The organism is bacterium, assembly GCA_021372535.1.
GTDB lineage: Bacteria > Latescibacterota > Latescibacteria > Latescibacterales > Latescibacteraceae > JAFGMP01.
In genome coordinates this window covers 88,195-112,244 of record JAJFUH010000029.1, presented here as the reverse complement: position 1 = coordinate 112,244, position 24,050 = coordinate 88,195, and the positions used below count along the sequence as shown (strand labels likewise).

Genomic DNA, 24,050 nt, shown 5'->3' with positions numbered 1-24,050 from the left:
TGCAGTGCGGCCATTTCAGCTCTATGATGTTTTCAGGGATGGGCACTCCACCTCTGGCCGCCGATTATGAATGATCCGGGTCAGCTGATTCTTTCAGCATATTCCAAAAACCGCGAGGGTCGGTGATGACTATAGTGCAGTATTCGGTCAGGGAAAGAATATCCTGATCGCCGGAAACAAGCACATCGGCTTTCGCTGCGCAGGCGGAAGCCAGCGCTTTCAAATCATCCGGATCGCGTATGGATATATCGGGTAAATGTTCAGGTGTCGGTTCGATGTGAAATCTGCGGAGAAAAAGAATAATGGAAACGACTGTTTTTTTTGGAATTCCGAACCGGCTTTCAAGCACGCGTTCGAGTTCGTCCAGCACACACGTTCCGGTAACAAGCTCGTGTTCGGCAAGAACCGTGCGCAGAACATCCGCACACAGTCCGCGTGTTGCAAAAGCGCTCACCAGTACATTCGTATCGAGAAAGACTTTCACGACACATCCCGGAACACGTCTTCATCGGTAAGATACCCGCGCGCCTCAGCGAAAGGCATGGTTTCTTTTCTCAGTTGATCGAACATAAGGATGGAGAGCTGCCGTCTCAACGCATCCCTGACCACGTCGCTCCGTGTCCGGCCATCTCGCCTGCTCACTAAAGAGAGAATGCGATCGAGGTCTTCATCAAGCCGTATGGTAATACTCGTTTTCATGTAAGACAATGTAATACAAATGTGAAGAACTGGCAAGAGAAAAAAAGAACACTGCTTATAAGCGTGGTGTAAACATCATATAGTTGAATTCAAACTGTCAGGGGGCTTTGAACCACGATTACCACGATTACCACGATTACCATGATTGACAGGGATTACCCGGATTAAAAAATCATGGTAATCCTTTTGTAATCGTGATCATCCCGGTTCAAGTTTTTATTTCATGCACCATGTCGCAGTATCGCCGCACCTGCTCCACGCTCGTCTCCGGTGTGACCGGGCTTCCGATGCTCATGATGAAACGGCTCCCGTTGCGGCGACCCGCGCTGATCTGACGGCGAATTTCAGCGCGGAGATTGTCTTCGGAGGCGTTCGGGAGCAGGTTGATGGCATCGAGATTCCCGAGCACGGCGCATCGTCCGCGGACACGGTCGATCACATTCCCGATGTCGATCTCGAATCCCTTCTTGCCCTCCTCGAAGGACAGGGCATCGGCGCCGGAATCGAGCAGGTATTCCCACTTTCCGGCCGGATTGCCGCAGAAATAGTAGATGCTTCTCATGCCGAGCGAGCGGATTTCCTCGGTAAGCCTTCGCACGAACGGGAGATTGAGCGCCCTGAATGCGGCGGGGCTGATCATGTCGGTCAGGCATTCCTCGATGAAAATTCCCGCGGCGCCGAGCACAGATGCTTCGTGGACTGCGCGGATGCTCAGCTCGAGATAACGGCTTCCGGCGTACCTGATAAGCTCGGGATGTTCGGCGATCATGACCATCATGTCCTCGAATCCCCAGAGGTGATAACAGCGCCAGAGAGGGGAATCGACCCTGCGATAGGGGTACACGGCGCCGTCGAATTCACCGAGAAACCGTCCCGCCAGGTCCTTCCTGCCGTTCGCGACAATGTCGCCGACATTGTAATCTTCTTCGATGGGGATGAGCCGGTCGATTTCCTCGGGAGTCTGCGCGGGCGTTTCGGGACGGACCGATTCGATGCCGCCGGAAACCGACCAGCCGCTTACACGGGGTTCATGGAGCAGTTCCCTGTTCCCGGTCCGGCTGTCGGACAGGAAAACACCTTCCGGCGTAACACTCACTGAAATGTGTTTACGGTCCTCACGGCTGTAGAACGTCGGAAGCATGTACCAGTCGAGGCCCGTTCGCCCGATGACATCACGGAGCCAGGCCATATGGTGTTCCATGTCCGGCGAATGCTGGTACCACCAGGGTTTATCAGTGATTGCGCTCCAGTGGTCGCGGACAAAAATGGACTCGTAACAGATGACCGCCGGTATTTCGGGAGTTCCCTCCGGCGAAAACGCAGCCTCGATTTTATCCCATGCTTTCATAAATAATATGACCCTCAAATGGCGAATGCTGCTTCCTGCTGTTTTTACGATTGCGTCATGTCGTTATATGGTTATTCGCCGGGCGTGATCCTCGCTTGTTCGGGGAGCCCGGAACACCGCGGGCTTGTCGCGTTGAACACGATGAGACGATCCCAGACAACGGGCATGGTTTCACGGATGCTCCTGCGTACCTCAGGTGAGAGATTTTCCCTGCTCATGGGAACTCGTTTCACATATTCGACATCGAGCCTGCCCGGTGTGCGGCCGTACTTCCATGCATAGTCGAATCCCCCGGATTCGGTAAGCTGAACACCATCGAGCGACCGGTTCGGCACCGAGATATAGAATTCGTCCGCGGGAATTGCGACACTGTCGCCGTTCATGAGCAGAAGGCCGGATGCGGCAAGCGCCTCGTATAACTGCGAGGCGGTCAGCTGAGAGGGATCGATGAAGCTGATATGTCCGGCAATGAGCTTTCCGTACGGTTGGGTGCCGTCCGGCGTACGGTAAGCGCGGAGACGGTCGAACGATGCTTCGATGGCCTTTACCCGGAACGGAAAATGGGTACAGCCGAGGATTACGGTGGTTATGGGTTCGGTTGCCCCGCTTCGTCGGTAGTTTTCCACGAGCGATGTCGTATCGTAGCGTATGTAGTTTTCTATCGAATTGATCTGCCATGCGGCAGGATCGCCCGTGTCGCCAGTGATTCCGGTCATATCGAAGCCGTACCGCCCGATAATCGTCGTATCGATGGGCGCCGCCGGATTTCCCACAGCCGGGCCCCTGTATTCGCTCCGAGGCTGTTTGCTCCCGGGAACGATGAACGATGGATCCCCCTCGATTGCCCCGGCGAGACCGAGACTGCCCTGCTGAATGACCCCGGGGGGCTTCAATCCCTGACCGGCTGATGATTTTTCCACGGCGCGGACATATCCCTCGCTCTGGCAGGTGCCGACAGTCGCCATGACCGCCACCGCGCCGGGCGATTGCCGGTCTTTGATAGTCTCTACAGCGCCGCGGGCTCCGGCTTCGACGACTCCGACAAGGTAGACAGGCAGGTTCCACGAGGCAAGCGCGGCCCGGACATCCTCGAGACCGTAAGCAGTGGCGGTATTGCAGGCGATGACAATCGCCTTGACCGGCTGCTTGTCATGTTTCGGGGCTGATGCCTCGCCGGAGGGCCAGTACCGCTGACCGAGGAGAAACACCGCATCCTTGATGATCAGTTCTTTCAGGAAATCCACCCTGTTCTCCGAGGGATAATTGCCATAGGGCATGTTTGCCTGGTCGCCTAGGTAGACGAACCGCTCGGATTCGAAGTCGGGACGGCCGTCCGCACCGGCCTGGTGGGTCGTGTTGTTGAACCGGTCGAGTTTCAGAATTTCCGAAAGCACAGTCAGGCCGCCGATACCGGAATCGAATACCCCGATGGGCAGGTCTTTTGTATCGCCCTGACGGTAGCGGTCGAAGGCGACAGCGAACATGTCGGATTTTCCCTGCTGTACCACATCCGCGAGCGACGCCGGAGAGGATGGCGTCACAACAGGTTTCTGCTCCTTCCCGCATCCGAATAGATACAAACAGATGAGGACTGCGGCTGTTATCATGAAAACGTACGTTTTTTTCATGTCTTATTTCCTTCGGAATTGTACCGATGAATACCGGTGAATACACATGGTTGTAACGATGGTGTATCAAATATAACCTTACACTGCGGCTTTGTCATGAAAAACCTTGAGAATGCCTTTCTCCGTATGTATAATTACATGAAGACTCTTGTATATTATCCGGCAGAGCCTTGAAATACCGTTTTTTTTGAGATGAATGTAATTGCCTGTATATTCGACAGATACATGTAATCACAAGGAGGATATAATGGGACAGCTCGATGGTAAAACAGCCATAATCACCGGCGGCGGCACAGGAATCGGACAGGCGATTGCCCGTCGTTTTCATGATGAGGGCGCCGCCGTCGTTCTCTGCGGCAGACGGAAGGACAAACTCACTGAAACCGCCGCTCTGCTCGGCGACAGCAGTCGCGTGTTCTGTATTGCTGCCGATATCACCGTGGAAGACGATATACGGCGTCTCTTTATGGAAACCGTGCAAAAAACCGGGAAAATCGACATCCTGGTCAACAATGCCGGAGTCATGCGGTTCGGGACGCTCGGTGAAACGCCGGTCGGGGAATGGGACCTCATGATGAAGACCAATGCATGGGGACCATGGCGGCTCATGGCCAATGTTCTGCCCTTCATGAAGAAGAACGGCGGCGGCTCCATCATCAACATCTCCTCGATTGCGGGTATAAAAGCGTATCCCGGAGTCGGAGTTTACTGCGCATCGAAAGCCGCTCTCCAGACACTGTCGCAGGTCGCCGCGATGGAGATGGCGGGGGACAACGTCCGTGTCAACTGCATACTCCCGGCGGTAGTCGAGGATACCGAGCTTTCGGAGCCCATTTTCGGCAGGGAGAATGTTCCCCCGTTCTGGGAGAAAATGCGCCCGCTCCATCCGCTGGGCCGTAACGGGAAACCGAAGGACATCGCCGATGCCGCGCTCTTTTTCGCCTCCGACCAGAGCGCATGGATTACCGGTGTTCTGCTCAATGTTGATGGCGGCCGTCACATGGCGACCAACCGTCCCGCCGGATGAGAGGAACTATCATAGCACGTGTTAATTAATCCAATCCGTTTACAGATTCCATAAAACAGAAATCACAAAAAGAATTGATTTTACAGTAAATCCCCCTTAAAAAGGGGGATGTCCGAAGGACAGGGGGATCAAATTTCTCAACAGGTTACGAAGATCCCCCCTGTAGTCCCCCCTTATCGAAGGGGGGACAGGAAACGTGCTAATATTCGTCCTCAGTGCCTGTATATCAGAATTCAAAGGAACAGTGAATGAACCGACGGCTGTTCATACGGAAATCAGCGCCGGGTGCGGTTTTAACCCTGAATGCTTTCCTTTCGGGGTGCTCGAAGGGAGCGGCGTACGACCTCGTGATACAGGGCGGGACAGTGTATGACGGTCTCGGCGGTCCCGGTATCGGGGCGGATGTCGCCGTTCTGGGCGACCGTATCGTGAAGATTGGCAGGAGCATTTCCGCAAAACGGGCACTTAAGGTCATCGACGCCCGCGGACTGGCGGTTGCGCCGGGATTCATCGATGTCCACACCCATACCGATATTCACCTGCTTGTCAATCCGCAGGCGGAGAGTAAAATCAGGCAGGGAGTAACCACCGAGATCGGCGGGAACTGCGGCGGGAGCGTCTTCCCCTGGTCGGATAAAGCCGCCGGGGAAAACAAGGCCGGTCTTTACAGCGAGTACGGTGTCGATGCCGACTGGAAGGATGTCCGGGGATTTTTCAGCCGCCTCGAAAAGACGGGCATGGCGCTCAATTACGCAACACTGCTCGGGCACGGCACCCTCCGCGATTTCGTTATGGGACCGTACGACCGTCCGCCCACAGCGGAGGAGCTCGAACATATGAAACAGCTCGTCCGCGAGCATATGGATGCGGGCGTTGTCGGGCTGTCAACCGGGCTCATCTATACGCCGGGGAGTTTCGCCGCGACCGATGAGCTTGTCGAGCTCTGCAGCGAAGTGGCACGGTACGGAGGTGTATATGCCACACACATGCGCGACGAGCGCGACAGGGTGCTCGAAGCCCTTCAGGAAGCCATAACCGTTTCGCACCGGTCGGGTGTCAGCCTCCAGGTGTCTCATCTCAAGGTCATGAATCCGGAAAACTGGCCGAAAATCGATGGCCTCCTTGATGCGGTCGACAGCGCCTCCAAACAGGGTATCCCCATCCTTGCCGACCGGTATCCGTACACGGCGTCCTCGACAGGTCTGGCGAGCTTCTTCCCGCTCTGGGTACGCGAGGGCACGACGGGGGATTTCCTCGGCCGCCTCCGCGACAGGTCGCTCGAAGCCAGGCTCACAGCGTACATAGAGGATGAAGGCAGAAAAGCGGGATCGTGGGACAACGTCATGATCAGCTCGGTTCAGAATAGTAAAAACGAAGGTCTCGTCGGCTCGACCATCCTTAAAGCAGCGCAGGAAGCCGGTAAAGAACCGTTCATCTTCATGCGCGACCTTCTCGTTGATGAAAACGGGCAGGTGAGCGTGGTCAAATACGTCATGAGCGAGGACAATCTCCGCCGTGTGCTCGCCCATCCGCTTGTCGTTACCGGTTCGGACGGCTATGCGATTGCGCCGTATGGCCCGCTGTCGAAGGGGAAACCGCACCCACGGTCGTACGGGACATTTCCCCGTGTGCTCGGCAGGTATGTCCGTGATGAGGGGGTTCTGACCCTCCCCGAAGCTGTCAGAAAGATGACATCGGTATCCGCCGCGAAATTCGGACTGACCGGGAGAGGCCGCATCGAGGAAGGCGCTTTCGCCGATATTGTCGTTTTCGACCCGGACACGGTCATCGACCTGGCGACATATACCGATCCGCATCAGTATCCCGGAGGCATCCCGTATGTGATCGTCAACGGACGGGAGGTTATCAGCGAGGGCGAGCATACCGGCGCGCTGCCCGGGAAAATATTGAGAAAAACGATGCCTTAAAACGGATAATTCATTCTCCCGGCCGGGCAGATACCTGCTCAGGAACGGAAACAGCAGCGGAGTATCGGAAAAAATATCACAAGTCCGGTGATATTTGTTGATAGTCAGGGAACCCTTTGTGTTTATGATCGTTTAATACATGATTGATTGTTTTTTAACCCTAAACCACGATGAGAAGACAGTGACCGGAAAGACCGTTCGACCGCAGGCCTTTTTATCGAGGCTGCGCCCGTATATTCAGGGCTTTTTTTTACTTTTTTTCCTCGCGATCTTTTTCAGGGTATCGTATCCGTATACCGACATCTACAGTAAAAATTTCTTTTTCAATCTCGATCCGCTCGTTACGCTTGTCATGGTTCTTTCGAGGAGCCCGCTCAAGCTCGCGCTCCTCATCTCGCTTATTACCGTTGTTGTGACCGTGCTTCTCGGGCGGGTGTTCTGCGGCTGGTTGTGCCCGATGGGGACGATATTCGACTTCTCGACGCGGCTCTTCCCGCGAAAAGATAAAAAGGAGAACATACCGTTTGGTAAAGGACGCTTCAAGAATATAAAATACTATCTTATTGTATTTCTTATTGTTGGCTCGGTGTTTGGTTTTACCGCTGTCCTCTTTTTCGATCCGCTCGTTTTTCTGTTCCGGGTCATGACTCTCAACGTTCATCCCTTCATCATGCTCGCTGTCAACGAAATCCTGAACCTGATCCGTCCGGTCGCGATGAAGATGGGCTTTTTCCAGCTTTCCATGCTGTCGCTGAAACAGCCCGCCTTCCGTCTGGGACTGACGAGCCTGTTCATGTTCCTCGCTGCGGTCGGTCTTGTCGCTGTTGAGCGCCGGTTCTGGTGCCGTAACCTCTGCCCGCTCGGCGCGCTGCTTTCGCTCCTGTCGCGGTTTCCTCTGTGGGGACGGCGTGTCAGCGATACATGCATCAACTGCTCGAAATGCGCCCAGGCCTGCCCGATGAACGCCATCGGCGAGGATTACAAGGGCACCTCATCCCGCGAGTGCATCCAGTGCGAGCGCTGCGAGTCGGTGTGCCCGGTCGGAGCCATAACCTTCGGTGGAGCGGGCCGCGAACAGCGGTTCGAGTTCAATCCGTCACGGCGCAGGCTCATGGCTGCGGGCACGGGCGGAATTATCGCCAGCCTTGCGGCAGGAACGACGATGACGATGACGCGGACAATCGATGATAAACTTCTGCGGCCCCCTGGTGCGCTTATCGAGCGTGATTTCCTCGATGCCTGCCTGCGGTGCGGTGAGTGCATGAAGGTCTGCCCGACCCATGGCCTTCAGCCGTCCCTGCTTCAGGGCGGTTTCGAGGGGCTGTTTACTCCCGCCCTCACTCCGCGTGTAGGCGCCTGCGAAGAACGGTGCAATCTCTGCGGGCAGGTCTGCCCGACCGGGGCGATCCGTCCGCTGCCTCTCGATGAAAAGCAGTACGCCGTCATCGGCAATGCCGTCATCGACCGTCAGCGCTGCATCGCCTGGGAACAGGGGAAGATATGCCTCATCTGCGACGAGGTGTGCCCGTATGATGCGGTCGAATTCCATATGGTTACCGATGAGAAAGGAACCCTTCAGCGGCCGTATGTAATCGAGGACAAGTGTGTCGGGTGCGGCCAGTGCGAATTCGGGTGTCCGGTGAACGGCCCGGCGGCGATACATGTAACACCGATCAACGAGGTACGTAAAAACGAGGGCTCGTATATAACCGACCGTGTCAGGCAGCTTCGCGAGGAGCACAAAAAGGACGACCAGAAGGAGTTTTTCGGCAAAACACAGGAAGAAAGCTCCGGCGCGGGTGAACCTCAACCACAGCCGTGGGAGCAGCCCGGACAGAAAGAGGGCGATCTCCCGCCGGGATTTGTGGAGTGACCGTAAAAATCAAGGGTACAGGGCATATGCAACGTTTATATAGTGATTCGTGGAAATAGAACGGAGTGTTCATTCCGACCGGAATGAGACACCATATTAAATACAGGCGAAAGAGGTGAAATCATGATATCGAGACGTGGTTTTCTTAAAACAGGCGCCGTTGTAACAGCAGTGAGCGGGCCGTATTTCACCGGCAGGGTATACGCCCAGGGCGCCGCAGATATCGGTGTCGCAGTGGGAACCGATATCCCGGCTGCGGTGAAAGCCGCCGTTGCCGCTGTCGGCGGTATGGGTGCATTCGTCAAAAAGGGCCAGCGGGTGGCAATCAAGCCCAATCTATCGTTTGCATCGCCGGTCGAGCGCGCGGCGACAACGAATCCCGAAGTGATACGTGCGGTCATGAACCTGTGCTTCGAAGCGGGGGCAAAACAGGTGCTCGTTGTCGATCATCCGCTTCAGGATGCCGCCATTATCGGCGACAAGGCGCCTGTCGCGGCGGTGGTCAAGGAGACTAAGAACGCGGTGCTCATGCTCCCCGGAAGCGAAGACCTCTATAAGGAGACGCCCATTCCCGACGGTAAAGTCATGAAGAGTACGAAGGTCGCCAGAATTATCGACGAGGTCGATGTGCTCATCAATCTCCCCGTGGCAAAATCGCACAGCGCCTCGTTTGTCAGCCTCGGGATCAAGGGAAACCTGGGGCTTGTCTGGGATCGCATCGCCTATCACAACTCGGCCGATTTCAACCAGTCGCTCGCCGATCTGGCAACCATCATCAAGGCCGATCTCACCATAGTGGACGCTATCAGGGCGCTGACAACCCGCGGCCCGCAGGGGCCTGGCAAGGTGGCCGAGCTCAACACTATCGTCGCCGGGAAAGACCCCGTGGCGACCGATGCGTACGCGGTGCAGCTCACTCCCTGGAACAACAGGGAAGCGAAAGGGAAGAACATTCAGCACTTGGTCTACTCATCGCAGATGGGGCTCGGTCAGCTCGATCCCGAGACGCTGAACGTTGTCAAAAAGACGCTGTAGACCAGTAGTGTCCGGATAAATTTTAAAAAGCCCCCTTTCTGTAACTTCGTGACATCCTTCCCCCTCAAGGGGGCAGGACATAACTGCAAGCTCCACACTATGGTGCCCCCTCCGGAGGAAACAGGCGCGTCAGCGCCGAAGGGGGCTGTTGTAAATAATAAGAGATATTACATCAAGCATTGTGTAGATTCATTGAAAACCATAGCGTTTTCAATACATTATACAGATTGAAATGAAGTTTAACCGGACACTATTGACGGTAGATATAAATATTTGAGGGATTGTGCATCTTTTCCGCGCAAACGGTGTATAAAATATAGCGGCTCTGTCAGTACTGGTTACTATTGAGCGGGCGCTTGAAATTGACACTTTTTAACCGCCCTTCTGTCGAATATCCACGTATTATAGATCAAAAATAAATCAATTATTAAACATGAAAGGAGTTCTTACGTATGAACATCAATTCAAACCGAAGGACTTTTTTAAAGAGCAGTGCCGTCGCCGGCGCGTCGATCGCGACATGGGGATTGAGCACACGGCGGATTTTCGCGGCGGAATCATCGGATGCCAAGGGCGTTGTATACCGTAAATTAGGCTCCACCGGGATCAAGGTTTCGGAGCTTGGATTCGGGGCGATGAACACAAGGGACGCCGAACTGATCCATGCCGCAATCGATGCGGGAATCAATTATCTTGATACCGCCCACGGGTACATGAAGGGTGTCAACGAGGAAATTGTCGGCACGGTCATGAAAACGAAGCGCGACAAGGTTGTCCTTGTAACCAAGGTGCATTGCGCCGGCAGGACCGCACAGCAGGTTCGCGACATGATGGAACTGTCGCTCAAACGTCTCCAGACCGATCATGTGGACATCATGTTCATGCATATGCCCGATGAGCGCGAAGAAGTGCTGAACGCCGAATGGATAAAGGCTTTCGAAAAGGCAAAAAAAGACGGCCTGTGCAGGTATGTCGGTGTTTCTATCCACAAGAATCATGAAAAACTGCTTGCCGCCGCTGTCGAAAGCAAGTTCTGGGAGCACATGCTCGTTGCCTACAACTACAAGTCGGGCGATGATGTGACCGCCGCGATCGAGCGCACCCGGAAAGCCGGTCTCGGCATTATCGGCATGAAGACGCAGCTCAAGGGAAGCGGATATCCCGATCACAAGATGGGCGATATCACCATAAACCAGGCCGCTCTCAAGTGGGTGCTCCAGAACCCGTATGTGGATACGACTATCCCGGGCATGACCACGTTCGATCAGCTTCAGGAGAATCTTCCGGTCATGGGTATGAAGATGAGCTTCCATGAGAACCGAACGCTGCAACGTTACAGCGAGCGCATAGAAGGCAGCTACTGCCATAGTGTTGCCGGCTGCACCGGCTGTTCCGGCCAGTGTCCGAAAGGGATGGAAATCTGCGATCTCAACCGCTGCCTCGGTTATGCGTACGGGTACGGGGATATGGGTCTTGCCCGCGAAAACTACGACCGTCTGCCTGCAACGTCACGGGTGGAAGTCTGCGGCGATTGCGATGAGTGCCTCGTACGGTGTGTCAACGGTCTCAACCTGACCGATTCGGTCCGCAGAGCGCGGGAACTTTTCGCCTGAAACACGGATACTGAACAGGGGTATTCCATAAAACGCGGATGAACGCTGACGGGGGCTGATGCCGATACCGGATAGTGTATCGGCGTGTCATACCAATTTGCATTCAAATATTTGCTTTTTAACCAGAAATGATTTACAAAGTACGATTTATGATTTACGATTTATAAAAGCCTGTCAAACCAGATTCGTAAATCAAAAATCTAAAATCGTAAATGCTTTTGTCCTTTTTGAACGCAACTTGGTATCGTTACCCCTCCGGTGTATATCCGCGTTTCTGTAACTGACAACCAGGTTTTCGAGGACGGTAGAGTGAATACAAAACGCAGGGATTTTCTGAAACAGGCGGCGCTCGGAGGCGCTGCAGCAGGTATCGGATTTACCGCCGGGGGACGTTCGGGTTTTGACGCTTATGCCGCCGAGCCCCCGTCATTCAGCCGTATCTTTTACCGCGATCTCGGATCAACAGGGCACCGTGCCACCGAAATAGGATTCGGCGTGCTCCATATCGGCGACGGGGAACTCATCAACGCCGCCATCGATTCCGGAATAAATTATTTCGATACCGCCCATGGGTACATGAACGGTGTGTGCGAGGAAACGCTCGGCAAGGTCATGAAAACGAGGCGGAACGAAATTTTTCTCACGACGAAAGTCGGCTCCGCACCGCCGGACAGAATGAAGGACATGATCGATACCTCGCTCAAACGCCTTCAGACAGACCATGTCGATCTCCTCATGCTCCATGGCGCGGGAAGCAGGAAAGAGGCATTCGACAACGATATCATGAGCGTGTTCGACGATGCCCGCAGGAGCGGAAAAACCCGTTTTATAGGAGTTTCCACACACAATCAGGTCGAAGTGCTCAATGCGGCGGTCGAAGGCAGGTTCTGGGAGGCTGTGCTTCTTCCCTACAACTACTTTTCGCCCCCCGAAGTGACCGAAGCCATCGAAAAAACCCGTAAGGCGGGAATTGCCATCATCGCCATGAAAGCGCTCATCACGGTCGAGCGTCCCCGAAAGCCGTTTCCCGATATCCGCACCGACAAAACGGGCTCGACAACCAACCAGCAGGCGCTCCTGAAATGGGTGCTTCAGAATCCCTGGGTCGATACGGTCATCCCGGGAATTTCATCGTTCGAGCACCTTCAGGATGACATTGCTGTCATGGGAATGCGTCTAACCGAGGATGATCACCGTCTGCTGAAACGTTACAGCATGGACGCCGGGAAACGGTACTGCAGGGGTATCGCAGGCTGTACCGGCTGCGTCGACACATGTCCGAAGGGCGTCTGCATGAGCGACCTCAACCGGTGCGTCAATTATGCATATGGCTACGGGAGCGCTGAGATGGCTCATGAAAACTATCGCAGACTGCCCCGGTCCTCACGAATCGAGCGGTGCGGTGAGTGCGACGAATGCGCCATCCGGTGCGTAAACGGCCTCGATCTCAACGAGACGGTACGCCGGGCGCGGGCTCTGTTTGCATGACCGGCGCGGTGTCCGGCTAATCAGCACCGGAAATGTTTTTTTGTACCGATTTTATAACCATGTTGCGATACCGTTTTGTATATTAATACCAGTGCGTATCTATTGAGTTATACCAATTAAGTATTAAAACGTAAGAATGACCCCTCTCGGTTTTGCCGTATCCTTCCTGTTAGGAGGGGAATTATGGGGGGCTTCAGTATGTGTATACTTTATAGCATGAAAGTGAGTCAGTGTCGCACAATTTCATGACAGAGCCGGATTTCGACAAATCGCTTTGAAAGACTATAAAAAAAAACACTTGTTAACCACTGTTTTTATGTTCGGGAGGCTTCAATGGAAACATCAAATCGCCGGGAATTCATACGTAAAGCCGCTGTCGGCGGGATAACGTTAAGCGCGGGACTCGCCGCTTCCGGGCTTTCCCCCCGGAGAATTTATGCCGAGAACGCATCACCGTTTCACCGTGTTGTCTACCGTGAGCTCGGCTCGACGGGCTGCAAGGTCAGCGAGGTCGGTTTCGGCGCCATGAACATGCGCGATCCCGAACTGGTTCAGGCCGCGCTCGACAATGGCATCAATTATTTTGACACCGCCTGGGGATACATGAACGGCGTCAACGAACAGATAGTGGGACAGGTGCTCAAACCGGTCCGCGACAAGGTTTTCATCACCACCAAGGTATATCCCCAGGGCCCGGACGATCTCAAGAGCATGGAAGCGCGCATGGAGACATCGCTGAAACGGCTTCAAACCGACCATGTCGACCTTATGCTTTTCCATTCGGTAAGCGGCCGTGGCGATGTTCTTCATGGAGAGGCGATGAAGATATTCGAAAATGCCCGCAAAAAAGGAATCACCCGTTTTATCGGCGTTTCCACCCATGAAAACCAGGCGGAAGTGCTCGATGCCGCGGTCGAGAGCAAATTATGGGAAGCGGTGCTTGTCGGATATAACTACATGTCGCCGCCCGCGGTGAAAGCATCGATAGAAAAAACCCGTAAAGCGGGAATAGGCATCATCGGCATGAAAAACCTTCTCAATCCCCTCGATCTCAGAACATGGAACTGGGAAACCATCAAGGATATCCGTACGGACAAAAATTCGCCGGTCACGCCGACACAGGCGCTCCTCAAGTGGGTGCTCAACGATCCCTATGTGGACACCATCGTTCCGGGAGTGACCTCGTTCGAACAGCTCGCCGAGGATGTCGCGCTCATGGGCATGAAGATGAGTTTCGACGACGAGCGGTCCAATACCCGTTTCGGTGAATATATCAGGAATCATTACTGCCGCGGCGTGGCGGGCTGCACCGGCTGCCAGGAACAGTGCCCGATGGGTGTGCATGTCAACGACCTCAACCGCTGTCTCGGATATGCGTACGGGTACGGCGATATACGGCTGGCGAAAGAACGTTACAGCGAATTGCCGCCGACCTCGCGGGTGGACATGTGCAGCGACTGCACTGAGTGCCAGGTGAAATGTGTGAACGGCCTCGACCTCACCAGCACCATTAACCGTGCAAAGGAGTTGTTCGCATGAAATTTACGCGATTGATGAACCATATGAAATGCCGGTCGATTTTGGCGATACTGGCCGTAACTTTCGGCATAGTCTCGCTCGCAGGCGCGGAGGAAGCGTTATTCCTCAAAGGCACCTTCACCGGCGGATTCAAGCTCAAGGACACCGTGGCGTTCTACAATCCCGGCAACCTGTACGAGTACATCGACGGCCAGGCGGTGTTCTACCTGAGCTACGGCTTCAAGCGGCTCGAACACGCCTATTACACGAAGGATACCATGGAGTACACCGTCGACGTGTACGAGCTCGCAAGCAGGCTGTCCGCTTTCGGCTCCTACCGTCAGCAGCGGGATGCGGATGCCGAGTTGTTCAAGGTCGGCTGCGAAGGTTCCGCCATCAGCTACCTCACCGTCTTCTACAAAGACCGCTACTACGTGGAGATCATCCCCACATCGTCCGAGAGCGAGAAGGCCGATGTGATGAAAGAGCTTGCCCTGCAGGTGGCAGCGGTCATACCCGGTGAAACCGACATTCCGCCGGAAGTAGGTCTTTTCCCGAAAGAGAATCTCGTTGCCATGTCGGAGCGGTATGTGGACGAGAACCTGCTCAGCTACACGGTCATGGGACGCGGACTGACCGCCGTGTACGACCAGGGAAGCGAAGGCGAATTGAGGGTTTTCCTCGCCCTTCCCGCCGATAACGCGGCAGCGAAGAACGTGTACGACGGGTTCCTCGATAAAATCAAGAGCTCATCGCTGTCGAAGCTCGAAAATGTCGAGGGAGTCAAGGGCGAAACGCCTTATCGCGGCACGGCTATTATGTATCTCAGAGACCGTTTCGTGTTCGGCTGCCTCGGAGTCAAAAACGAGCAGTTCGCGATAAAGGTGCTCGGCGGGCTATATGGCAACCTGAAAAAAACGTACCGAATCGAATAATACCGTTGAAAACGGTAACTCGATATGGGGGATTGCTTCTGTTGGCGATCCCCCATTTTTTTCAGATTACTTTTTAGATGATACTTTCCTTTGCGCGCCCAAAGGAAAGTATCCATCCCCGATTAATAATTCGGGGACAAAGGGCGCCTCGTGAAAAGCCTGTTTCCTCATTCGTATCGCGTTTTTCGGGAAGCGCAAAACTCACACATCTTCGATGTGCTCAAACAGTTGCGCTTCTGTTTCCGAAAACCGCTCGCTCATTCGGGGCTTTTCAACGGGTTTATAGATTCTCTGGTTGTTAGCAGTGGTTTTGGACTGAGTTATAAAGTTTTACCTTGTTTATCCGCAGCCGTAAGAAAAATTTATTTGACTGCAAACTGATACGAAATCTTTGCGAGAAGCTGTCTGTCCGTCGTCATGAAATCGTCAAGGCTGTCGTCCCGCGTCTCCTTGTACGAGAGATAGAAGACGCTTCCCGGCCTGAACTCGTACCGTATCATGGTGTTGACCAGTGAGAGCCTGTCGGATGAATCGCTCTGCACAAAAACCCGCCAGTAAAAATCCGGAGTAAACAGGTAATTGAGACCGATTCGGGTAATGTTGTTTACTGTCGCGCCCTCTGAGGAATCGAAAGGATCGCTCCGGAGCCGTGAAAAGTTGCCGGTCAGGGTCATATGGCCGGACGGTTTGAAAATAACTCCCGCATCCGTGTATCGTATGGAACTCCCGAAATTGTCCCCCGTCCTGTACGAGGCTTCTCCCCGGAACCGTGGATAAGGACCCAGCTGAAGCGAGACCGTCCGCTGATTGTTGTCATAGCTCATGGTGTCCCCCGGGAAATAGTAATAGCTTTTTTCCACGAGAATACCGGGCTGGACAAGACCGAACGTCTCAACCGAAAATTTCGCCGAAGCCCCGTCCTGAACTCTGATATCGCCCGCGTGATTCTGGTAGTACCACCCGTTCTGGCTGACTGCGAAACGGTTTATGCCGTGGCTTTTAACCCAGTAGGTATAGGTGATGCCTTCCTTCCCGCCGCGCCTGTCGAGATTCGTCCGCCCGAAATACCCGATGTCCTGGATATCGAAATCGTCCGTTGCATCCACGATTGTCGCCGAAAGACCAATGTTGTCGCGTGGATTGAACAGCTTTTCGCTGTACTGAAAATCAGCCTGACCCGCGTACCCGTCGCCGGTTTCTCCGGGCCGGTAACTGCGGCAGACCTGGCCGGTCAGACGGGCGGCGCCGCTGATCTGGAAATTCAGATCGAGCCCGAGAGCGTTGTTGACCGTCTCCATACCGCCCGACGCCTCGTTTTTACCCACCGCAAGGAGGCCGACAGTCGATGACCTCAGAATATCCCGCTTGACACGAAGCGCGGTGTAATTGAACGAAGGATCGAACCCCTCGCCGGTGAGGGCATCGAGAACGCCGAAATCATAAGACCCGACACGGCCATGCATTTTCCCTCCCGCGAGCACCTCATCATCGCCGAGGCCGATTCTGCGTGTATAAAGGAGCTGAATGGGAGAGTCGAACCGGTCCTGACCCTCGGTGAAAAAGGGGCGTTTTTCCGCGTACTGCAGCTCGTCGAGCGACAGGTTGAAAAGGAACTGATCGGCCTCGATGGTTGCAAAGTCGGGATTGATCGTGAGATTGGTTTCGAGAAAGCTCGATGGCCGGTAGCGGATATCTATCCCGATGTCCTTTTCCCATGTATCGGACACGGGCTTCCATTCCGGAGTATCCGAAACGGTTTTTTCATGCCGTCCGAATTGTGAACCCTGTATCGCATAGGGGATGAGCACCACCGGTTTTTTGCTTCCCAATCCCCGGAGATCGGTGAGGTTGCCGAACAGGGAGGGTTTACGGCTGTTTTTCCGCATATCAGGCCAGGACACGTTTTCCTGAAGGGCGGAAACATAGACGAGGCACGCGAATCCCCATGTCGCGTCTTCTGTCTCACGGTAGCGGAAATTATAGAGCGGCATGGCGATTTCTCCGGCCCAGCCGTCCGCAAGAAGGCTCGTTTTGACCTGCCAGACGCCATCCCAGTTGTCGTCGTTGATGGCCCCTTCGTCCATCGCATGACCGTCGAGTTTCGTTCCCCTGGGATTGACGTAAAAATAATAGAGGTCGCGGTAATTGTGAAAGGTGTCGAACCGGAATCCGAAATGATCGTCGTAGGCGTTGACGCTGGCATCGCGCTGGAGCACGGTGGAGACGAGGGCGTTCGGGTCGCCGCAGTGTATCTCGAACGCGATGTAGATCGTCTGTGGATCGTAGACGATGCGGACGCTGACCGGGAATGTGGCCGGCTCGCCCATGCGGGGGTTACGCTGGTAGAAATCGGTGATCGCTTCGGCTTCCCGCCAGCACGGGTCATCGAGGATACCATCGATAACGGGCGGCTTTCCGGTCAGGAATGCCTTCAGGGAAGGTGTCCGTATGTATCTGCCCGTCTGAGCGTCATGGTCGCCCTGCGGGAGCCCGGAACCGGCCTGCGGTGCTTCCGGGGGTGTCCGTATCCCTTCTCCGGTTACAACGACGACACGGACGACCGGGTTTTCCGCAGGCGGGATACCGTCACCGGCAATGTTCCATTCGATGCGCCTGCGGGTTCCCGGCATGATTCCGGGGCCGACATCTCCCGAAACCGTTGTCGCCGTGATGGGGAAACTCCCGCCGCCGTTGCGGGAGATTTCCAGAACAACATTGCCCGCGACTGTCGCGACAAGGTCGTAATAGACAACCATTTTTTCGTCGCTGACCCGGTAGGAACGGACATTCGAGACGGATTCGGCTGCGGAAACCCGCGCGGTCGTAAGCAGACAGATTATTCCCAGACAGACACTTGTTTTTCCGATAAATCCTTTTCTCATTTTTCGAAGGGGAAACGGGATTATTTTGAAGTTTATTATTAAACGCCCGAAAGGTTAGTGTGGTTACCTTAATTTAAGAGGATTTTTAACAAATCTCTTTTTTATGTGCCCGGATACGAATTTTATTGTTTGTACCGGTTTATAATCTGTGCAATTTACCGCGACGTTTGGTTCTCCCCTTAAAGATCAAACATTGGTAACTTCGCAGTCTTCACGATAAAATCATCAAAATTATTGTGAGGATTGTCAGACATAACAGATAGCTCATATTTCATATGGTTGGGGAATAAGCTATTTGCAAAGACACTCGTCTGGATTTAACGATTAAGGAATGGTTATGCCAAAAACCATTTCCCGGCTGATTATTAAAGAAGTACGTTTGAGCGTCTATCAAATATTTAAACTGCATAATGTGACAATAAGTAAACAGAAAATCCTTGTTACAAGAAATGATCATCGTTATTTTTCATTAATACATAAGATTATTTGAATTTGTTAACGCCATAATTTTTATTAGGGATGTCAGATTAGATTATTGTCGTTTTGAGATAATGAGAATTTATTCATCATTCTGCTTATCATAACTTCAATATGTGATGAAAAATATATGAATAATTATAAACTCATCTTGTTGTTTCTGATCATAATGGTACTTAACAGGTGGTTTGCTGGAACAGTATGTGTTCAGGATACCGTAACAGTGGCTGATGGGGGTATTATAAATGCTATTAACAATCGATATGCAAAGAAACAAACGAATAAACCGGCAGATATATTTGTTTATAGGAAAGATAATGTTGTTTCGGATAGCGAAGTTGTAATTACAATCACAACATGCAATGATTCAGTTAACGGAAATACATCGAATCCAGTAAATCTTATCAATGATCCTGGACCTGACGGTATTTCTCTGCCGGAAGCAATAATTGCAGTTAATCATGACAATGGTCCAAATACGATTACATTTGATCCTATACTTTATGGAATGACAATTTCGGTTACTGAAGACTTGCCTCCGATAACTGGAGGCCAAGTTACAATCAATGGTGATATCGATGGAAATGGAACACCGGATGTCACCCTTGATGGCTTAAGAAGCTCGGCTATCAAATGCTTTAAGGTTTATGCTTCGAACGTTAAAATCTGTGGATTTATAATTAAAAACTTTTATTGGAACGGCATCGATGTACATACTGGCAATGACGGACAAGAACCAAAGGTTATCGATAAAGTAGTATTGCAGGGAAATATTATCTCTGGAAGCTGGGGAGCTATTTCAATCAGTAACTCAGATCAAAATTGCATTATAAGTAATGTCGATATCATAGAGAATACCATTGAAAATAATAATTTCACTGGTTTAAATATTCAAGCTGGCGAAGGTGAATTAAGCACAAACAATCAAATTGTAAATATAACTGTTGCGAAAAATAAGATTATTAATAAAGGATATAGAATAGCTGTTTATACCTGCGGAGCAGTAGGCGAAGCGAGCACAAACAACATCATTTCCGGTTTGGAAATATCCAATAACATGATCACGGGCCATACAAATAGTTCCTTACTTATTTGTGGCGGTAATTCTATAGGGGATCAAAACAACAGAATTGAGAATCTCCATATTAGTGATAATTATATCGAAGGTTCACCCGTAACAATCGAGATCCTTGGCGGAGCCCAAAGTGGAGCTCAAGCGTCCCTTCCGTCAGGAACTTCGACTGATAATTGTAAAAATGAAGTGTCAAATATAATTATATCCAAAAATACAATACGTGGAGGTGGAATTCAATTTACGGGAGCAGATGGCCACAATGCAGCACCAAATTTAGCTCTGGATAATACTATTGCTAATGTTACAATTGAGTCCAATAATATATTATATTGTTCTGCTAATGGGATATTGCTGCAGGGAGGTTCTTTTGGAGGTCAAAACAATTCGATAAAAAAGGTAAAAATTGTTAACAATCTAATAGCAAAAAATCTCGATGGTGGAGGTATTGTGTTCGTTGGCGGTTATGAAGGCAGCACAAGCAATGTCATTGATGATGTGCGTATTGATAATAATACAATAGTTGAGAATGGAACAGGTAAAAATAGTTCATGGGCTGGTGGAATAAATATGGATTCAAACAATCAAAGTGTAAAGAATTCACTTAAAAATATCAAAATTATTAACTCTATCATTTGGGGAAACGAGAAAGACATACGTGGTCCAAATACTCCTGATTCGATATGTTTTTCATTACTGAATGATTTAAGATATAATAATAAAAACGGGAATTTATGTTTTCAGCCTCAATTTATCAATTCTCAAAACAATGATTATCATTTATCTGATTACAGTCCATGTATAGGTGTCGGAACGAGTGTTGACGCTCCAGAAACAGACATTGAAGGTAATAGACGTGGAAAAAAACCAGATATTGGAGCATATGAAAATGTGCGAGATTTACCATTACCTCCTATCATTATTGAACCACCTTCAAATATCATTGTTACAGATATTCCGAATGATGATGGATACCAACTTAAGATCACATGGGAAATATCTCCTTCTGAAAGTGAGGGTCGGGTCGATTTTTACAGAATATACCGCTCCCGTTTCAATAAGCCGACTGATCCTTATCCGATTTCACGGTTCACTTCTTTGGAATCGATAAAGTTGTTTGAAAAATATAATACTATACTGATTGATTCTGTAACGGCAGGGACTACGGAATATATTGATAAATACATTCCTCGTAATGGTGTACAATACTATTATTGGCTTCAAACTGTCTGGCAAAATTGGGAAAGTCAAAAAGTTGCAGCCGAATACAACACTATTGTTCTTGAGGTAGACAAAGAATTTAAGATAAGAAATCCATATCCGAATCCTTTCAATTCATATACTCTGATACGATATGAAATACCAACCGATTGTCATGTGAAACTTGTTATTTATGACATACTTGGCAGAAAAATACAAGTGTTATGTGATTGCAGAATACATGCGGGAATTTATGAGTCAATCTGGAATGGTAAAAATGATGATGGGAAAGATGTAAGCAGTGGTATGTATTTATTCTCGTTAAAAACGGATAATTTTATGAAACAAGGGAAAATATTGTTAATAAGATAGTATTATGTATAAATCGGCACTATATACCTACTTTTGACAACCTGAATCCATTCGTCAATCTTTAATAAGGGAAATGCCGGGAAAACAGTTTTCCCCGCATGCCATGACACATGAGATCCGGTCATGTCATGAATAACGGCCATAACTGAAGCATGGCGTGCTCATCACCATGGTACCCCGAGGGTGCTGCACTGGATGGCGTTGAACAGGAGCCGGAATGTGCCGTGCGGCTGACCGCGGTGCTGCACCCTGAAGCCGAGCAGGACGATATGCCCCTTGCCGTACGCGACCTCCACGATGGCGGGTTTGTCGGCGATGAGGTTCCCTCCGCGAATCCAGCCGCTTTCGAGCAGGACGGTGTCGGAATAGCGGGCGACCACGGTCGTTTTGTATCGTTTTTCGGGCTCGCGGTCATCCTTCGTGGCCTCCTTCGTGTCCGGCCTGATCACCTCGAAAGCCTGAGAGCCGGTAAAATACCCCGACGCCCAGTCAGTCATCCCGTATCCGAGGGGATGATTTTTATCGATGCTGACCCGCAGAATCGACCCGGGGCAGTAGAATTCGTCGGATTTTTTCCCTTCGAGGACGTTACGGACGGGAATATTGAAGTTGTTGACCGGCAGGCTGCACGAGCCGTCAATGCATACGAGCGTTCCGCCACGTGACACGAAGTCCTGGAGGGCGACGATGCCTTCCTGCCCGACGCCGCCCTCGTACTGGGGCTCGGTCGTGTCAGGCGCCTGACCGTTGATGATCGACGAAGCGCCGAGCGAGGGGAGAATCAGGCAGTCGTAACGGTCGCTCAGGTTTCCCGCCTTTATTTCGGCGTTGTGGAGGATGGAATAGGGGAATTCGAACTCGTCGAGCACGTACCGCGTCCATCCCTCGTCGGCAACATCGAGCCAGGGCTGGTAGAAACCGACACGCGGCGCGGTAACTGACCCGAGAGCCGGTTTGAGTGAGGATTCCGAATCCCCCACACCGGCAAGCTGTGAGGAAATCCCGTCGAGAAGTCCCGGCATTGCCGAACGCACCGCTCCTGCATCGCCGATGAACACCGAACCCGCCGGAACATCGGCCCCGGTTTTCTTTTTCCACGTTTCGGGCGACGTGACCAGGCTGAACGGGATATGGGCTTTATTGAGACGGTTCATGAGACGGAAATCGTCGTTGGAGGCTGCCCGGACGACATATCCTGAGCCTTTTCCACTGATTTTGCCCTCGGGCATGGAGACAGCGGTCAATTTTTGAGCCTTGCACCGGAACGGCTCGTGAACAGCTACATGACGGACTCCCATCTGAAGGGGGATCGTCCATCCGGCGTTGTCGTACGGTGTTTCGGGCGGACCGCCGGGATACTGGAGACGGTTGGGGTACTCCTGACGTTCCATCATGTCGTTGAGGTGGGCGCGGAACGGCTGCGAGCAGTACATGATGTAGGTTCCCGCGGGATATGAGACATCATCGGCGGTGAATGCTTCATCCGCACGATGAATTTCGATGCCGGTCGCGAAGAGCCTGTCAAGCATCTCGGCGGCGGTGCGGGGATCGTGCTGGTCGGGAGGGACAATCCATGCGAACGGCGGCTCGGCCGTTCCGGCTGCAAGGGCTTCCCGCGCAAGCTGGACCGTATTGCTCTGGAAAAGGTCGTGATAGCGGGCTGCAAGCCTGAAGACGCTCATGCAGGCGATTTTTTCATAGTCGACGATGTCCCTGAGACGCCACCAGCCACCGGGCCACGGGTCGGGAAAATTCACGCGCACGGAATAATCGGGCATTCCGCGAGTTCCACCCCGTAGATCGCCTTTTCGGAGAAATATGGGAGATGCTATCGAGACGCTCGCCGCCTCGGTAAGCAGCCCCACCATGTTGTGACGGTAGACCGTGGTGCGGAATCCGCCCTGCCACCAGTTGTCGTACATGGCGTCATGGAGAATCCCCTTTTTGCCCGCCCGTGTGAGCTCCGCCGCCATGTGCCCGCCCACGATGAGGAGCATCTGGTCGGTCAGGGGAGGGATGTTCGGGTTCTTGGGATCGAAAAACGGGGGAACGAAAAACCGCGCCCTGTCGCTCTCCATCTGGTGGATATCGTAAACGATTGTCGGCAGCCACTCGCCATAGATGAGCTCCGTTTCGAGCCGTGTCTCCTTGAGATTGAGCATGAACCAGTCGCGGTTGTTGTCATGGCCCGCATAGGGATGATAGAGCCACGGCATGCCCGAACCTTCCCATGGCTTCCCGAGCGAGCGCTCGTACCAGTCGATAACCGTTTCGAGCCCGTCCGGGTTCGCGGAAGGAACGATGAGGATGATGGTCCGCGCGAGGATGTCGTTGATTTCCGGCGATGTTCCGGCTGCGAGGTCGTAGAGGAGCTCCATGGACATCTGGGTTGCGGCGATTTCCGATGCATGAAGACTGCAATTTATCAGAATCACTACACGGCTTTCGTCTATGAGGCGGCGTTCTTCCGCTTCATCCCTGATAAGACGCGGATCGGCGATTTTCCGCTGGTTTTCCCTGTGACGGGCAAAATCGTGTACGGCATCGGGCGAGGATATCTCGGCGATGATGAACGGGCGTCCTTCCGTGGTGGTGCCCATGTCCCTCGTGACGACCCGGTCGGAGTTTTCATCCACATACCGGAAATAATCGACGATTGTTTTCCACCGTGCAAGCTTGTAATCGGCCCCGACGGGGTAACCGATATAATCCACGGGCGTCCGGAGATTCTGGGCAGTGATTTCACACCGGGGGAAAAGGATGAAGGTGAACAGAGAAAGAAAAAATATCACATGGCCTGAAATAAATATTCTTTTCATCGTTCCTCCGGACTGTCAGAGCATTTCAAGTGCTCGGACCGTTCATTTTTATCTGTACCGGCGAGAAAATTCGTAACTTTGTTCAAGGAGTGGTGAAAAAATATCTTTTTTACGCGCCCGATAATGAAGTGTATAG

The 24,050-nt window shown here is 52.3% G+C and carries 15 protein-coding genes; 9 read left to right on the top strand and 6 right to left on the bottom strand.

The genetic code is table 11. The features are described 5' to 3' along the window. Window positions 1–64: 64 nt before the first annotated feature. From LLG96_03020 to LLG96_03005, 4 genes are all read right to left on the bottom strand, one after another. Window positions 65–484, bottom strand: coding sequence for a putative toxin-antitoxin system toxin component, PIN family (locus LLG96_03020; protein ID MCE5249170.1), 420 nt, complete (start codon window positions 482–484; stop codon window positions 65–67). After that, window positions 481–699, bottom strand: coding sequence for a ribbon-helix-helix domain-containing protein (locus LLG96_03015; GenBank protein ID MCE5249169.1), 219 nt, complete (start codon window positions 697–699; stop codon window positions 481–483). The genes LLG96_03020 and LLG96_03015 overlap by 4 nt, the downstream gene beginning before the upstream one ends. A 208-nt stretch (window positions 700–907) precedes the next feature. After that, complete coding sequence (locus LLG96_03010) at window positions 908–2,047, bottom strand: uroporphyrinogen decarboxylase family protein (protein ID MCE5249168.1); 1,140 nt, start codon at window positions 2,045–2,047, stop codon at window positions 908–910. A 71-nt stretch (window positions 2,048–2,118) separates the two neighbouring features. After that, window positions 2,119–3,675 (bottom strand): hypothetical protein, encoded by a 1,557-nt coding sequence (locus tag LLG96_03005; GenBank protein ID MCE5249167.1) that lies wholly within the window; start codon window positions 3,673–3,675, stop codon window positions 2,119–2,121. A 247-nt stretch (window positions 3,676–3,922) separates the two neighbouring features. On the opposite strand from LLG96_03005, the gene LLG96_03000 reads away from it, so the two are divergent. The 8 genes from LLG96_03000 (at window position 3,923) to LLG96_02965 (ending at window position 15,092) form a co-directional block, all read left to right on the top strand. Then, window positions 3,923–4,702 (top strand): SDR family oxidoreductase, encoded by a 780-nt coding sequence (locus LLG96_03000; GenBank protein ID MCE5249166.1) that lies wholly within the window; start codon window positions 3,923–3,925, stop codon window positions 4,700–4,702. 248 nt (window positions 4,703–4,950) lie between these two features. Next, complete coding sequence (locus LLG96_02995; GenBank protein MCE5249165.1) at window positions 4,951–6,630, top strand: D-aminoacylase; 1,680 nt, start codon at window positions 4,951–4,953, stop codon at window positions 6,628–6,630. A 181-nt stretch (window positions 6,631–6,811) separates the two neighbouring features. After that, window positions 6,812–8,503: a 4Fe-4S binding protein gene (locus LLG96_02990; protein ID MCE5249164.1), complete on the top strand. Its 1,692-nt coding sequence runs from the start codon at window positions 6,812–6,814 to the stop codon at window positions 8,501–8,503. Window positions 8,504–8,626: 123 nt separating this feature from the next. Continuing rightward, on the top strand, window positions 8,627–9,538 hold the full coding sequence (locus LLG96_02985) for a DUF362 domain-containing protein (GenBank protein MCE5249163.1): 912 nt from the start codon (window positions 8,627–8,629) through the stop codon (window positions 9,536–9,538). Between the two features lie 452 nt (window positions 9,539–9,990). After that, window positions 9,991–11,151: an aldo/keto reductase gene (locus tag LLG96_02980; protein MCE5249162.1), complete on the top strand. Its 1,161-nt coding sequence runs from the start codon at window positions 9,991–9,993 to the stop codon at window positions 11,149–11,151. A gap of 309 nt (window positions 11,152–11,460) precedes the next feature. After that, window positions 11,461–12,639, top strand: a complete 1,179-nt coding sequence (locus LLG96_02975) for an aldo/keto reductase (protein MCE5249161.1) — start codon at window positions 11,461–11,463, stop codon at window positions 12,637–12,639. Between the two features lie 333 nt (window positions 12,640–12,972). Continuing rightward, window positions 12,973–14,178 (top strand): aldo/keto reductase, encoded by a 1,206-nt coding sequence (locus LLG96_02970; protein ID MCE5249160.1) that lies wholly within the window; start codon window positions 12,973–12,975, stop codon window positions 14,176–14,178. Continuing rightward, window positions 14,175–15,092: a hypothetical protein gene (locus LLG96_02965; GenBank protein MCE5249159.1), complete on the top strand. Its 918-nt coding sequence runs from the start codon at window positions 14,175–14,177 to the stop codon at window positions 15,090–15,092. The genes LLG96_02970 and LLG96_02965 overlap by 4 nt, the downstream gene beginning before the upstream one ends. Before the next feature lie 362 nt (window positions 15,093–15,454). Here the strand turns inward: LLG96_02965 and LLG96_02960 are convergent, their stop codons facing one another. Next, window positions 15,455–17,974 carry a carbohydrate binding family 9 domain-containing protein gene (locus tag LLG96_02960; protein ID MCE5249158.1) on the bottom strand — a complete coding sequence of 840 codons (2,520 nt, stop codon included), beginning with the start codon at window positions 17,972–17,974 and terminating at the stop codon, window positions 15,455–15,457. Between the two features lie 700 nt (window positions 17,975–18,674). Between LLG96_02960 and LLG96_02955 the strand changes: the two genes are divergently transcribed. Next, window positions 18,675–21,095, top strand: coding sequence for a T9SS type A sorting domain-containing protein (locus LLG96_02955; protein MCE5249157.1), 2,421 nt, complete (start codon window positions 18,675–18,677; stop codon window positions 21,093–21,095). Window positions 21,096–21,259: 164 nt separating this feature from the next. Here LLG96_02955 and LLG96_02950 read toward each other — a convergent pair whose 3' ends face one another. Beyond that, complete coding sequence (locus tag LLG96_02950; GenBank protein ID MCE5249156.1) at window positions 21,260–23,914, bottom strand: M14 family metallopeptidase; 2,655 nt, start codon at window positions 23,912–23,914, stop codon at window positions 21,260–21,262. Window positions 23,915–24,050 lie beyond the last annotated feature (136 nt).